Source organism: Psychrobacter aquimaris (assembly GCF_016107525.1).
In the GTDB taxonomy this organism is placed as follows: domain Bacteria; phylum Pseudomonadota; class Gammaproteobacteria; order Pseudomonadales; family Moraxellaceae; genus Psychrobacter; species Psychrobacter aquimaris.
The window spans coordinates 63,606-78,370 of record NZ_JABASR010000012.1; the positions used below are offsets into that span (position 1 = coordinate 63,606).

Genomic DNA, 14,765 nt, shown 5'->3' on the forward strand with positions numbered 1-14,765 from the left:
ACGGCAGTGATTGGTTTCTTGCCCGTAATGAAATGGTATTTGCCTCAAACATAAGGCACAATCTCATTGAATTATTACGATAATAAGCATTGATGAGCCAAGATTTAGACTTTTTTTGAACTACTTAAGCCCAAAATTTGTCAACCTCTAAGCACTCATAGTATGTCCTGTTATGGAGGATCTTATACATCGATGTCTCTATGGCGTTCAGTACTTTACCGATGCTAATTGCCATCATAACGGCAATATCTCTAACTTATTAGCCGCACATTAGTAGTTCTGCTTACCATCGCTTTTTATACCATTTTTCTTCAAGCTGAGACTGGGAAAGTCGAGGCAGCTGATATCTATTGGGGTTTTAATTACCTCAGGCTGTGAGCCTTCCTTTATCACCTCAGAATATTTTCTTATACACCACCATGTTTTTTAAAAATATAACTGTATATTGAATGATTATAATTTAGTCATTTATTTACCTTCGAGATTTGAATTGCGTTATCAATTTATGTATTAGAGCTAATAGCTCTCAATAAAAAAACCTCGCCAATGATGGCGAGGTTTTTTTATTGGAAAAGTCGTGTGTAAACTTATTTATTTAAGTTCAGCTCCATCTCTTTATACTTCGCAGTGACTGATGGTTTTGGACCCCCAGTCATAATACTAACCGCGAAGATTGCAATAGTGCTTAATATAAAGCCTGGAACGATAGCATATAACCAGCTATTTAATGCCATGCCATTCATTTGGAAAGGACCATAAATCCATAGGATAACCGTCAATGCACCAATGACCATACCAGCAACTGCACCGTTACGGTTCATACCGCGCCATGTGAGACTGAAAATAACCAATGGTCCAAATGCTGCACCAAATCCTGCCCAGGCGTTAGAGACCAAATTCAATACCGAGCTTTCTGGATTAGACGCCAGTAAAATGGCAACCACGGCGACAATGATTACGGAAATACGGCCGACCAATACTTGACGCGCTTCCGGTGCATCTTTATCAAAAAACAGCTTATAAACATCTTTAGTCAATGAGCTTGATACCACCAATAGTTGCGATGAGATGGTACTCATGATCGCTGCTAAAATCGCTGCTAATAAGAAGCCTGAAACCAATGGATGGAATAAAAACTGCGTAAATACTAAAAAGATGGTCTCAGGATCATCTAGAGTCATCGCTGTCTTTTGGACATACGCACGACCAGCAAAACCAGTCATCAGTGCTCCAATAAGGCTGACAATCATCCAGCTCATACCGATGTTACGGGCAGTAGGGACATCTTTGACTGAGCGAATTGCCATAAAGCGCACGATGATGTGTGGTTGGCCAAAATAACCCAAGCCCCATGCCATTAAGGAAACAATACCAAGAATACTCATACCACTAGTAATGTTAAGCAAGCTTGGATCAATGTTTCTAACAGCTTGAGTAGTGGCTGAAATACCACCAAGATCAGTGAAAGCGACGACAGGAACAATCACCATTGCAAACAGCATGATGATACCTTGCACAAAGTCAGTCATCGAAACGGCTAAGAAACCACCGAATAGCGTATAAGCAACAACAACGCCAGCGGTGACCCATAGGCCAGTGCTATAAGAAAGATTCAAAGAGCTTTCAAAGAGCTTACCGCCACCTACTAGGCTTGCAGCGGTATAAACGGTGAAGAATAGAATGATAACCAAGGCAGATATCACACGTAGCATGTGCGATTTATCTTCGAAGCGGTTAGCGAAATAATCAGGTAGCGTAATGGCGTTATCAGCCACTTCGGTATAAACGCGAAGGCGCGGTGCCACAATAAGGTAGTTTAAAAATGCACCAAGTGTCAAACCAAGCGCGATCCATATGCTCACGACACCGTCAGCATACATGTAACCGGGTAAGCCAAGTAGTAACCAACCTGACATATCCGATGCACCTGCCGATAATGCAGTAACTGCGGGACCTAAACTGCGTCCTCCTAACATGTAGCCTTCAGTATCATTGGCTTGCTTAAAGTAAGCGTAAATGCCAATCCCAATCATCACTAAAAAATAGGCGCCAAGTGATACCAGCACGCCGCTAGAAACTCCGTTCATATAAATTGTCCTTAACCAACATTGTTGGCGGTAATTATTTTTAACTATAAAGATTAAGTGTTATAAGACGATGTCCAAAACAATATCTAAAGACGAAAAAAGCCATTAAGTAGGACATAATGGCTTTTATTCAATATCTGTTGTTAGTTTTATATGATTGATGCTGTTTTAGGGCTCATACTAATCCGCCGTGCTTAGAAAGCCATAAAAATGTCACATTCTACGATTTCTATTGCTCGCATTGACGACTCATCTATCAGTATCTGCCGCCTATATAACCAATCATTTAAAACCATTAAACCTACTATCAACTATCATATATTACTCGAAGTGTTCAATATATGACTATCAGTGTTCTTATGGTAAATTTTTGTTATGAAAACAACGTCAGGTGTATTATAACTCATGAGGGTCACAAATGCGAATAGCGTGCTTTCTTGATTTAAGAGCACGCTACAATCATTATTACTACGGCAGAAAACTCCTATTCAATAGGCGCTAATAAATCTAACAAAGCAGTAACACTACTAGATTTTGTCAATTTTGGATTAATAACAACCCCCAAATAGCGCTGCAATTCAATATTATCTGCCATGTCAATACGTTCTAAATCCTGACTAACCATCGTTTGTGGTAGCACCGACCAACCAAGACCAACAGAAACCAGCATGCGAATAGACTCAAGTGGATTGGTGCTCATCGTGGCATAAGGCTTAAGGTTATGCTTAGCGAATTCAGCCAAGGTAATCTGACTGGTAAAGGTATTGGCAGAAGGCAAGATAGCAGGATAGCGCGCCAATTGCTCTAGTGTTACATTAGACTTTGTCGCTAAAGGAGATAAAGTGCCAGTCATAAAGTAGAGGGGATCGGACCATAAAGTATGATAAGTCAAACGCTTATCATAGACGGGCGGCAGTGTTAAAAATGCCAATGATAAATCGCCATCAAGTACGGCTTTATGAGCAGTTTCTGAATCGACAAAATGTACTTCTAGTTGTACGGCAGGATAAGCTTGGATAAAATGCTTGAGTACAGGCGCTAAGTGGTGCAAGCCAATATGATGGCTGGTACCGATGACTAACTTACCCGATACGATATGTTGAGAGTGTTGCAGATTAATCTTGAAATTCTCATAATCTTCTAGCCAACGCTTGGCGTGTGGCAGCATTTCGCTGGCTGCTTGGGTTGGCACAATGCCGCGTCCCACCGTATCAAACAAAGTAATGTTAAATTCATCTTCCAGATTTTTGATGCGCTTACTGACAGCAGGCTGAGTAATAAACAGTTTCTCTGCGGCGCCTGAGATGCTACCAGTGTGCATAACGGTAACGAATGTTGTCAAGTTTGTGGTGTTCAAACGGATGTCCTTAGCTACTTTGCGAGCTATAAATAAAAGTTGGCTGACCCAATCACAATGTATTAGAAATAAAAGTTTGCATCTGGTCAAAAATCATCAATTATTATTATAGGATTAGCCTGCTATAATCACAAGACATCGAGACGTATTTATTCTATTAAATTGATTATTTGCAGTTCATCGCACGTTTTAAGCACTGACAGTGGTCATAAATGTAAGATTACCAATAAGCAATATTTATGTTTTTTACCGTACATTCATTCTTAATACCAATTTTTGGCAGTATTTATTCAGCATGGCCAATATGAAAATATCGATTTTTATACAAGCGCCGCTGACGATAAAATATCGTTAAGTAAAAAATTCAGTAATTAGCAACCAATAAAGGATAGCAACATGGCTGGTCAAACGTTATATGACAAACTTTGGAACGCTCACGAAGTCACCAAGCGTGATGATGGTTCGAGCCTGATTTACATCGACCGCCATCTGTTGCATGAAGTGACCAGTCCGCAAGCATTTGAAGGCTTGGAATTAGCCAATAGAGCGCCGTGGCGCCTGTCGGCTAATATCGCCAGTCCTGATCATAACGTACCCACAGTCACTAAAGAGCGTTTAGAAGGCGTGCCTGGTATCAAAGACAAGGTATCACGCTTGCAGGTAGTAACCTTGGATGAAAATTGCGCCAAATTTGATATCGCTGAATTCACGATTAATGATGCTCGTCAAGGCATTTTACACGTCGTTGGCCCTGAGCAAGGTTTGGTATTACCGGGTATGACGGTTGTTTGTGGTGATTCGCATACTGCTACTCATGGCGCACTGGGCTGCTTAGCGCATGGTATCGGTACGTCTGAAGTTGAGCATGTATTGGCAACTCAATGTTTGATTCAGAAGAAATCAAAAAATATGCAAATCCGTGTTACCGGTAAGCTTGGTGCTGGCGTGACCTCAAAAGACGTGGTATTGGCTATTATCGCCAAAATTGGCACGGCTGGCGGGACAGGCCATGCTATCGAATTTGCTGGGCAAGTATTTGAAGACATGAGTATGGAAGGTCGCATGACCGTTTGTAACATGGCGATCGAAGCGGGTGCTCGCGTGGGTATGGTTGCAGTCGATGATACGACCATTGAGTATGTCAAAGGTCGTCCTTATGCGCCAACCTCTGAGCAATGGGAGCAAGCGGAAGCTTACTGGCGTACCTTATATTCAGATGATGACGCAGTATTTGATACTGTGGTTGAGCTCGATGGTAGCCAAATAGCACCACAAGTCTCTTGGGGAACTTCTCCTGAAATGGTTGTCGATATCACACAGTCAGTACCGACACCTGATCAAGCCGCAGATGAGGCACAAGAAGAAGGCTGGTTACGTGCTTATACTTATATGGGTTTAGACGCTGGGCAGAAGATTACCGATATCCAGCTTGATCGCATTTTTATTGGTTCATGTACCAACTCCCGTATCGAAGATTTGCGTGATGCCGCTGCAGTCATTAAAGGTCGTAAAGTCGCGGACAATATCAAAGAAGCCATCGTTGTGGCGGGTTCTGGGCAAGTGAAATTGCAGGCTGAAGCAGAAGGTTTAGATGCCTTGTTTACGGAGGCTGGTTTTGAGTGGCGCGAGCCGGGTTGTTCGATGTGTCTGGCGATGAATGCAGACAAACTTGAGCCGCAAGAGCACTGTGCCTCAACATCTAATCGTAACTTTGAAGGTCGTCAGGGCAATGGTGGTCGTACGCATTTGGTAAGCCCAGCAATGGCAGCGGCAGCAGCGTTAGCTGGTCATTTTGTCGATGTAAGAACGTTTTAATTTTACATTTGTATAGAGCATGAAAATGAAAAGGCTACTTGTTTTATTTTATTTATTGAGTAGCTCTCAGTTAGCGATGGCTCTTGAATACTGTAATGCAAAATTTGCCTACTGTATCGATGTGCCTAACCAATTAAAATGGCTACCCGAGGCAGGTAATGGTGATGGTCGTCATTTTAAGTTGGCTAATTCTAATGCCGATATTTTGGTCTTTGGTAGTTATACACCAATTGTCTTCTCTTATACCGATAGCGATTATTTGAAAGAAAAGCAGCATCGATACAAGATAGGTACCACAGTTACCTACGAGCTTTTAAAAGATAACACCTATACAGTAAGCGGCTATAGAGAAAACGGTCAAGTTTTCTATCATGTTATTAAAGTTGATGACGGTAAGGAAGCTGTCCTACACTTGAACTATGCCAAAAATGAAACGGGTAGGATGACTAAGATAGTCAAGCAAATGGCACGCTCTTTTGAGCTGTATTAAGCAGCCAGAAAATTTTACGTTAGTAATTGATATTTTAAGGAAAAACTATGCAAGCTTATAACACTCAAACGGGTATCGTTTGCCCATTAGATCGCGCAAACGTCGATACCGATCAAATTATTGCAAAACAGTTTTTAAAGTCCATCAAACGCACAGGCTTTGGTGTCAATCTGTTTGATGATTGGCGCTATCTTGACGAAGGGTATCCAGGTCAAGACAATAGCACACGCGTTATCAATCCAGAATTTGTACTAAACAAACCGCGTTATCAAGGCGCGACTATTTTGCTGGCACGCCGAAACTTTGGTTGTGGCTCTAGTCGTGAGCATGCGCCTTGGGCATTGTCTGAATATGGTTTTCGTACGGTAATCGCGCCAAGCTTTGCGGATATTTTTTATAACAACTGCTTTAAAAACGGCATGCTACCAATCGTCTTGGACGAGGCAATTGTAGATATATTAATGAAAGACACGCTTGCTAATGAAGGCTATGAGCTAACCGCAGATCTTGAGCGCCAAGTCGTCATTAGCTCAACAGGTGAAGAATACGCATTTGATGTGGATGCTTTTCGCAAACATTGCTTGTTAAATGGGCTTGATGATATTGGTTTAACTTTGCAGCAAAGCGATGCCATTAAAGATTATGAGCATAAGATGATGCAAAAAACACCGTGGATATTTAATAATGTACGAGCATAAACAATAAACCTGCAAGCTATTACTCATAAAACTGCTGAACAGTAGTAATGTAGCGTTGAGTTATGGCGGTGAACTGGCTAAAATGAAGGATAGTTTTTTTACGATATTTTATTCTTTCTCTCATAAATAGTAGCCGCCATTATGAATAAAAAACGTTATGCTTTATGGACAAGTACGGTTGTTGCCGCAAGCTTATTGTTGTCAGGCTGTCAGCTATTGACTGGGTATCAGAAAATAGATGAGGCAGAAAACGCCAAAGCATGGGCAGGTAAGATTCAGCCGATCACTGGTGAAGTCAATATTGCCTGTATAGGGACTTATCACTGTGAAATTGCACGCATAGATAAGACACGAGTGATAGGAGCGGATACGCATGAGCCTATCAATCCTGCCATGCTGGTTGCGATGAAAGACGCGAGCGCAAAAGGTCGTATCGGTATTAAGCATGCGCAAACATCAATGTACACAAACATGAACATGACACCACTCGCATCTAAAAATGAGATTAAAATTGTACCTTTGTCTGCTTCAGGTATGCCGGGTCTAACCAATTATTATGCGCGGGTAAAACCTGCAAAACGCGAAGTACAGGTGAATTTCTATCCAGAAAATAATTTGGACTATGTTGAACGTTTTGTCTTAATTCACGATTTTATTGAGGCGGATACTTATCAATTGCGAGCTTATCAGACAAAGTCTAACGATAATTCTGGTAGTTTATTGGACACTGCTTCACCACAGCCGCTATGTGTTGAGCTGTATCAAGGCAAGACTGTACAGCGCCGCTTTTGTAAAGAGCTGGGTACTGAGCACCAAGGAGAGTTTGTAGAAACTCGTATCGTGAAAGCGCTGCCCGCACCATCGAAAGTAAAAGCTTAGGGCACATTTGATTTACACAAATAGCAATAGACCACTGTTTTGTGTGCAATTGATGGCACCAAAAATCGTTTTTAGGAAAATATCGTAAGTTTGTAGCATTAGGGCGTGTCCTCAATTCAATCGATTAACCTCTAAATGGGCTAAGAATGGCTAAATTTTGCCAAACATTGTTAAATAGCTTATCAATATCTCGATATTATTTGCGCTACTTTCCTTGTTTGACGGCAATTTATCTCATTTTTATCACCATTTTTAAAATGAGGACACGCCCTAGCATAAATAAAAAACTATCTACTCACAAGGATTAGTATGGCAACGATTTTAACATTAGCGGGCGATGGTATCGGCCCTGAAATTATGACTCAAGCCATTGACGTACTTAATGCGGTCAATAATAAATTTGCGTTAGATTTGACACTTGAATCTGGATTGATTGGCGGTGTGGCCATTGATGCAACGGGTGAGCCTTTGCCAGATGAGACGTTAGCCCGTGCCCGAGCAGCAGATGCGGTATTGCTAGGAGCGGTCGGTGGTCCTAAATGGGATGGTATTGAGCGCAGCAAGCGTCCTGAGCGTGGCTTACTTAAAATACGTGGTGAGCTTGGTTTGTTTGCTAATCTACGTGTGGCAAAGCTTTACCCGCAGTTGGTCAATGCTTCTAGCATCAAACCTGAGATTATTTCAGGCTTGGATTTGCTTATAGTCCGTGAGCTGACTGGTGGTATCTATTTTGGTGAGCCACGTGGGATACGTACACTAGAGAATGGTGAACAGCAAGGCTACAACACCATGGTATATAGTACGAGTGAGATTCAGCGTATCGGCAAAGTTGCTTTTGAGTTGGCAAAAACGCGTGCGCAAGCCGCAGGTACGGCTGCCAAAGTTTGTTCTGTGGATAAGGCCAATGTTTTAGAAGTGACTGAGCTGTGGAAGCAGACAATTACCCAGATGCAGCAAGCAGATTATAGCGATGTGGCGTTATCGCACATGTATGCTGACAATGCTTGTATGCAATTGATCAAAGATCCCAAACAGTTTGATGTCATGGTGACGGGTAATATGTTCGGTGATATCTTGTCTGATGAAGCTGCGATGTTGACAGGCTCTATCGGTATGTTGCCATCAGCCAGTCTTGATGAAGCAGGCAAAGGCATGTACGAGCCATGTCACGGCTCAGCGCCTGATATTGCTGGACAAGACAAAGCCAATCCTTTAGCAACGATTTTGTCGGTTGCGATGATGCTGCGTTATACCTTTAAGCAAGAGGCAGCAGCACAAGCGATTGAGCAAGCAGTCAGTGATGTCCTTGATGATGGTTTGCGTACGCTTGATATTTTAGATAGTAATGAAGCTGGACTGAAGCAAGTAGGTTGTCAAGAGATGGGACAAGCAGTATTGGCTAAATTGCTTTAATGATCACTATAGATTGAATTTTTTCCTGTTTTATTTCGATAGGGCAGAACTCTTACCTTTACAATTTATCGTCAATTTAAACCCATAATTTGCTCAGCAGATTATGGGTTTTTTATGTTTGTTTGAATTATTGTTCAGCGGTAACACACTAGACCAGATAGTTGTAAAAAAGTACTTGTTTTAACACAGACACCGCAGGACAAGGGCTTTATTAACATAAAGCTGTTATATGCTCACAGGGTGATATGACATTATTAACTGCTTGTAAACAGAAATGTAGTCTTTTGAATTTGATAGAACAGTAAGAAGATAACGTTTGAGCAGGGTTGATTGTTAAGGTGTTAAAACTCAAAAGAATAAGCCTTAATGACCACATAAAAAAATAAAATTTATCACTTTTATAAAAAATTAGGAGCATGAGGTGTATCAATTAAAAAAAATCAGCATGGCTATAGCGATGATAGGCTTTTCTACGGCAGCTTTTATGGGGCAGAGCGTTGCAGTGCCACTGGATAGTGCAAATGTTAATCCTCAAGCGACCAGTATAAATGAAGCCAACATTAGCAAAAGTAACGCTAACCAAGCCAATGCTGCTAAAGATATCAGCCCAGTGACCAATGGCGTTAGCCAAAAGTTGGCAGGCGATAGCAAAACAGCAAATGCTCTGAACAAATTCTTACCTACGATAAAGTATACGACAGACAATTTATCAGTTTCTGCTCAAAAGGTGAATAATGCCACTTGGAAAGAGGGCATGAGTATCGACCGTATCATCGGTACTAAATTGCAAGCATTATTGAATTGGCATCATAACGGTGTGGGTCCTGTTGATGGGTATTGGGGAAAAAACACCCGCAAGGCGATGCAAGCGTTTCAACAAGCAAATGGTTTGGCAGTCACTGACACGCTAAACAATGAAACATGGCAGGCGCTGACGAAGGATGAGAAACTCATGGTACAGCCAGTGCTGGTCAGCTATCAGATAACTGATGCGGACGTCACTATCAAGACCACAGAAATACCAGCTGGTGCCGAAGCCAAATCTAAACTCGAGGGTTTATATTACGAAAATATCACGGAAGCGCTAGCAGAAAAATTTCATATAAGTGAAAATTATCTCAAGACGTTAAACCCTAAAGCTAGCTTTATTGCGGGCGAAACAATCACGGTTTATAATCCTAGCAACCCAAATACCAAGCCTGTCAGTCGAGTCGTTGCTGATAAAGTCACTGAAACGCTATATGCTTATGACGATAAAGGAAACTTAGTTGCCAGCTATCCGACCACAGTAGGTAGTATAGCGACACCGTCACCGACAGGTACACATACGGTAGAGGTGAAGGTTCATGAGCCGAACTATACTTATACTGCTAAAGATGGTAGCAAGTCTATTCTTCCACCTGGTCCTAATAATCCAGTAGGTTCGGTATGGATTGGGCTTAGCAAGCCTTCTTATGGTATTCATGGCTCACCCGATCCTGACCGTATTAGCCGTCAAGCGTCAGCGGGCTGTATACGCCTGACAAATTGGGATGCCCTTGCTTTGCTAGGGGTGATTCAAAATGGTGCAGCCGTCGAGTTTAAAGAATGACTAACTACTTATTAGCCATTCTTTAAAAAAATTAACTCATAAAATTTAGACAAAAAAATACCGCTGAAATTTAGCGGTATTTTTTATGTTAAAAACAAATAACTAAGACTGAATAACTAAAATATTGATAGGCAATAATGAGCAGGTTAGCATTTTCATTATTATTATCAGTTAAACCACCCAAACATTTATACCAGCGAAAAGAAGCCATTTAGCAACCAGCTGTATTTATATAAATATTTTTATAACCATTTTAGTCTATAAGAAATTAGTTTTTGCCGCGATAAGTAATACGACCTTTCGATAGGTCATAAGGTGTCATTTCGACCTTAACTTTATCACCTGTCAAGATGCGGATATAATGCTTACGCATCTTACCTGAGATGTGCGCAATAATTTCGTGTCCGTTTTCTAAACGAACTCTAAACAGTGTATTAGGAAGGGTGTCAATGACTTCGCCTTCAAATTCAATAATATCGTCTTTTGCCATAGCTGGTATCAATCAATTAAAAATAAGCCCATATTATACGTAAGTTAGCGGATTAAAGCAATACAGCACTAGGTTTTTACTTGACAGCCTGTAACCGTTATGTATGCCAGCTCATATTCATTTAGTCAGGCAAAGTTAGCCAAATAGGGGTTAAAGGAGCATTTGGCAATAATTGTTGAAAGTGCTCAGGATAGTAAGCGTTGATGAAATATAGGCCGTCACCAGAGGCAGTAGGCGGTGCGATAGTACGATCTTTTTTGGCTAAAATATCTAAAAAGGCTTCTGGCTGTAACTCGTGTCGACCGATAGCATATAAGGTGCCCATTAAGTTACGGACCATGTGATGCAAAAATCCATCTGCTTGAATGTCAAAAACGATAAACTGACCATGGGTAAAGAGTTTTGCATGACTGACTGACCGTACGGGCTGATTAGACTGGCAGGCAGCGGCACGGTAGCTACTAAAATCGTGAGTACCGACGATATCGGCTGCTGCCAGTTGCATCGCTGCTAAATCGAGCGGTTCATAGATGTGAGTCACTTGGTGATTCAAAATAGCCGGGCGCTGTGCTTGATTCAGCGTAATGTAGCGATAACGACGAGCAATGGCACCAAAACGCGCATGAAAGTCGTCAGGCATCGGTTGAATCCACCGCAGGGCGATATCATCAGGCAATAGGCTGTTGACCCCGCGTAGCCAGTTATTAGTAGGACGATAGGCATGTGTCGTAAAGTGGGCAATCATATTACTGGCATGGACGCTTGCATCGGTACGACCAGCTGCGACGACCTCTACCGTCTCATTCGCGACTTTACCGATAGCGGTTTCTAATGCTTCTTGCACGCCCAATACTTCTCGTTGCCGCTGCCAGCCATGATAGTGTGTCCCCAAAAACTCAATCGCAATGGCTAACGTGTAAAGTGGGGGTGTTTCAGCGTCGATGCTGTTAATCTCGGACATGTTAATCTCGGACATGAGTGGTATTAGATATTTTAGTAGTGGCGTTTATAAAGTAAGCATGCTTAAGGATAGTCTAACGTTTTTTGATAGTAGTGCCAGTCTGATTGACATTGTTCAACCAACGTTGTCTACGTCTAGCTGGATTGTCATAACGCAGCAGTAGCCATAACAGTCGTGCATAGATAGCGGGAATTGTTAAGCGTCCGCCAGCAATCACATGATACTGGTATTGCCAACTACCAGCCGCATAACTGTCACTGACACCGCCAAATGGAGACTGGCTGGCGCATATCACCATGTGGCCGTTTTCATAAGCAAGCTCTAGTGCCTGTGCTAGCGCTAGCGAATAAGGAACGTTGCCTGCGCCAAATCCCAATAAGATAATGCCACATGGCGGCTGTGATAGTAATGCCTGTAGCTGAGTAGTCATTACCTCAGTGTCATTTGGCAAGCAATATAAAGCATGAATGCGTGCTTGCGCTGCCCGAGATTCGATATTTTTAATGATAGCTTGCTGATCATCGAGCCAATGCTGGCGGTTGGTATTCGGTAAGCTTTTGATATAACTATTGGCAGGATAGGCGGCTCTAGAGTGACCCGTAAATGCCATCAAATCGTGGCTATGAATTTTTTGAACCGTTTGCGCAGGCCAAGACTCACCGCCAAAACTAATTTTTACACCTGACTCACCAGCTGCTGCCAGTTTTAGTGAATCGCTGAGGTTATTCCATGCGTCGCTATGTGCGTCGATGGTGTAGGAGTGCAGCACGTCGCTGTCTAACAATGGACGCATACTACCGGTAACGACTACACAAATATCACTGCCAGCAAAAGCTTCTGCTAAAAATGCACCCAAATAACTCAAGGTATCTGTACCAGTGATGAGCAAAAAACGCCTATCACCTTGTGCATAGGCGGCCAGCAAAAGCTGATAAAAATGTATAAAGTCGTTAGGAGTCAGTTGACTACTGTCTTTAATTAAGGTGTTATCCAGCCATGAGATTTTAGGCAGATGGTCAGTATTATCTTGGTCAGCCAATAGCTTTTGTAAAGTGGGTAAGAATATTTCTGCTGGTAACGGTGCTAAGGGTCGTCCATAGCTACCAAAAGTACCGCCAGCATAAATAAGTTGGACAGGATCGGATAATGTTTTTGTCATAGCAGAAGATGGCATAGTATGAGCCGCAATAAAGAAGTATGTAAGAAAAAAGAGAGACTAAGGTTGGATGCTAATAGCGTTCAGTAATAATAAATAGTATAAAGGTTAAATGCAAAAAAAATCAGCAAGTATTCTTCGTGTTATAGAATACTTGCTGACAAGAGAAGGACGGATCTTTTATGCAGTACGATCTAGTAGAACTTGAGCTTGGTTCTGTTGTTCACTAGTGCCCTGAATTAATACCTCATTCAACAAACGTTTAGCACTGTCGTATTCACCTAATTGTAAATATTGACCTGCCAAATCTAGTGTGACTTGGTTGCTATCTAATGACTTTACAAAATCGAAGTCTGCTGCAAAGCGCGATGAGAAATCTTCTGCTGTCTCAGCGGCATTTTCGGAGGTAAGTGCAGACTCGTCCTCGATCGGAGCAACTGGGCTCAGTGCTGTTGAAGAGTGAGTATCGAATTCATTGTCTAATAAAGCGTGATCATCGAATAGCAACGGGGCAGTCGGTGTGACACTAGATTCTTCAGCAAGAGCATATTCTGAATCATCATTATCAAGCGATTGCGCTTCGAGATTAATATTTTCAAAGCTTTCAGTTTCAAAACGATCTTCTTCAACACCACTGTCTTCAATGATGAAGCTATCAGTATCACTATTTTCTTCAGGTGCAGGAGCTTCGTTTTCTATTGAAGTTTCTATGGTGTTTGGCGCATCAAGACTGTCTAAAGACAGAGCGAAATCATTTTCTTCGTCATTTTGGACAGCATCGATAGACAATTCTTCAGCAGTCTCGTCAATATCTTTATCGACATCGGTTGCTAGGTCATCAAAGTCTAAAATGAACGCGTCATCGTCTAGTGTCATCTCATCGTTAATACTATTAGAGCGGTCTGAAATGACCGAATCCGTTGCCTGCGCATCAGTTTCTTCAGGTGAATCAAGGCTAAAGTCAAAATCGCTAAGATCATTAAAGTCATTATCTTCAGCGGACACCGCGACATTATTACTAGTTATGTCGATATTGGCAGTGTTAAGGCTTTCATCGTCCATCATCTCTAATGATGTGACTGGCGCAGTATCAGTCGCCTCAGGTGCGTTGATATTACTCTCTAAATCACTCAGCGTAAGATCAAAGTTATCCTCTACATTTTCGCTAGTAAGACTGGCCTCATAAGAAGTGCTTGTCACTGCCGGATTAGACATATTGTCATCTATCAGCGTACGACGGTTATCTTCAGAGGTTGGCTGATCAGATATCGCGTTATTACTATCGACCTGATTAATAGGTAAGTCAAAATCTATGCTTTCAAAATTACTATTATCTTCTACGGGTGCCTCTTTTGCCGCGACTTGATTCTGCTCTTCTGAAAATAAAGTTTTTAACTCATCAGCTAGAGCAAGACTCTTTGGGTCGCTTTGCGTTTTGATGGCATCATAAACTTTGTTAAAATCCTCTAGCTGATTAATGGTCGCGTATATGCTGAGTAATTTAATAGACAATGGGCCATCATTTGGTTTTTCACTTAGGCCACGATTAAGTGTCTCAATTGCTTTGTCATAGCGCTGTTGATCCATGAAGCGCTGGGCAATCGTAATATGATCGAACTTATTGTCATCATCTCTATGGCTTTTGGCAGGAGTGTCGTGATCCTTTTTTGGCATCGGAGCTGGCATAGCGGTACTCATCCCCGGTTGCGCTGAGGGCTTTTGCGCTTTCTTTTTGTACAATAGTAAACCAGCTACTATAAGTACCAATCCGGCGATGATATATAGCATATTGTCCATAGTTACTCCCACGCCTATGATCACAGCACAC

At 41.9% G+C, this 14,765-nt stretch carries 12 protein-coding genes; 6 read left to right on the forward strand and 6 right to left on the reverse strand.

Annotation, left to right across the window (positions count from 1 at the left end):
• Nucleotides 1-587: 587 nt before the first annotated feature.
• Both putP and JFC10_RS11360 read right to left on the reverse strand, forming a co-directional pair.
• Nucleotides 588-2,087 (reverse strand): sodium/proline symporter PutP, encoded by a 1,500-nt coding sequence (putP, locus tag JFC10_RS11355; protein WP_193012890.1) that lies wholly within the window; start codon nt 2,085-2,087, stop codon nt 588-590.
• Between the two features lie 484 nt (nt 2,088-2,571).
• Nucleotides 2,572-3,444, reverse strand: a complete 873-nt coding sequence (locus JFC10_RS11360) for a LysR family transcriptional regulator (RefSeq protein WP_198332890.1) — start codon at nt 3,442-3,444, stop codon at nt 2,572-2,574.
• A 396-nt stretch (nt 3,445-3,840) separates the two neighbouring features.
• On the opposite strand from JFC10_RS11360, the gene leuC reads away from it, so the two are divergent.
• The 6 genes from leuC (at nt 3,841) to JFC10_RS11390 (ending at nt 10,330) form a co-directional block, all read left to right on the forward strand.
• Nucleotides 3,841-5,259 carry a 3-isopropylmalate dehydratase large subunit gene (gene leuC, locus JFC10_RS11365; protein WP_193012888.1) on the forward strand — a complete coding sequence of 473 codons (1,419 nt, stop codon included), beginning with the start codon at nt 3,841-3,843 and terminating at the stop codon, nt 5,257-5,259.
• Between the two features lie 25 nt (nt 5,260-5,284).
• Nucleotides 5,285-5,749, forward strand: a complete 465-nt coding sequence (locus JFC10_RS11370) for a hypothetical protein (protein ID WP_198332891.1) — start codon at nt 5,285-5,287, stop codon at nt 5,747-5,749.
• A 47-nt stretch (nt 5,750-5,796) separates the two neighbouring features.
• Nucleotides 5,797-6,447, forward strand: coding sequence for a 3-isopropylmalate dehydratase small subunit (leuD, locus tag JFC10_RS11375; RefSeq protein ID WP_198332892.1), 651 nt, complete (start codon nt 5,797-5,799; stop codon nt 6,445-6,447).
• A 141-nt stretch (nt 6,448-6,588) separates the two neighbouring features.
• Nucleotides 6,589-7,326 (forward strand): hypothetical protein, encoded by a 738-nt coding sequence (locus tag JFC10_RS11380; RefSeq protein ID WP_193012885.1) that lies wholly within the window; start codon nt 6,589-6,591, stop codon nt 7,324-7,326.
• A gap of 309 nt (nt 7,327-7,635) precedes the next feature.
• A complete protein-coding gene (gene leuB / locus JFC10_RS11385; protein ID WP_198332894.1) occupies nt 7,636-8,739 on the forward strand; it encodes a 3-isopropylmalate dehydrogenase in 1,104 nt (367 codons plus the stop codon).
• Nucleotides 8,740-9,160: 421 nt separating this feature from the next.
• Nucleotides 9,161-10,330 carry a L,D-transpeptidase family protein gene (locus JFC10_RS11390; protein ID WP_198332895.1) on the forward strand — a complete coding sequence of 390 codons (1,170 nt, stop codon included), beginning with the start codon at nt 9,161-9,163 and terminating at the stop codon, nt 10,328-10,330.
• A gap of 268 nt (nt 10,331-10,598) precedes the next feature.
• On the opposite strand, the gene infA is transcribed toward JFC10_RS11390, so the two are convergent.
• The 4 genes from infA to JFC10_RS11410 all read right to left on the reverse strand — a co-directional run bounded on the left by infA (nt 10,599) and on the right by JFC10_RS11410 (nt 14,734).
• Nucleotides 10,599-10,820 carry a translation initiation factor IF-1 gene (infA, locus tag JFC10_RS11395; protein WP_045446828.1) on the reverse strand — a complete coding sequence of 74 codons (222 nt, stop codon included), beginning with the start codon at nt 10,818-10,820 and terminating at the stop codon, nt 10,599-10,601.
• A 121-nt stretch (nt 10,821-10,941) separates the two neighbouring features.
• Nucleotides 10,942-11,781 carry a tRNA pseudouridine(38-40) synthase TruA gene (gene truA / locus JFC10_RS11400; RefSeq protein ID WP_198332896.1) on the reverse strand — a complete coding sequence of 280 codons (840 nt, stop codon included), beginning with the start codon at nt 11,779-11,781 and terminating at the stop codon, nt 10,942-10,944.
• Between the two features lie 73 nt (nt 11,782-11,854).
• Nucleotides 11,855-12,955 (reverse strand): asparaginase, encoded by a 1,101-nt coding sequence (locus tag JFC10_RS11405; protein ID WP_265089970.1) that lies wholly within the window; start codon nt 12,953-12,955, stop codon nt 11,855-11,857.
• A 162-nt stretch (nt 12,956-13,117) separates the two neighbouring features.
• On the reverse strand, nt 13,118-14,734 hold the full coding sequence (locus JFC10_RS11410; RefSeq protein WP_198332897.1) for a FimV/HubP family polar landmark protein: 1,617 nt from the start codon (nt 14,732-14,734) through the stop codon (nt 13,118-13,120).
• Nucleotides 14,735-14,765 lie beyond the last annotated feature (31 nt).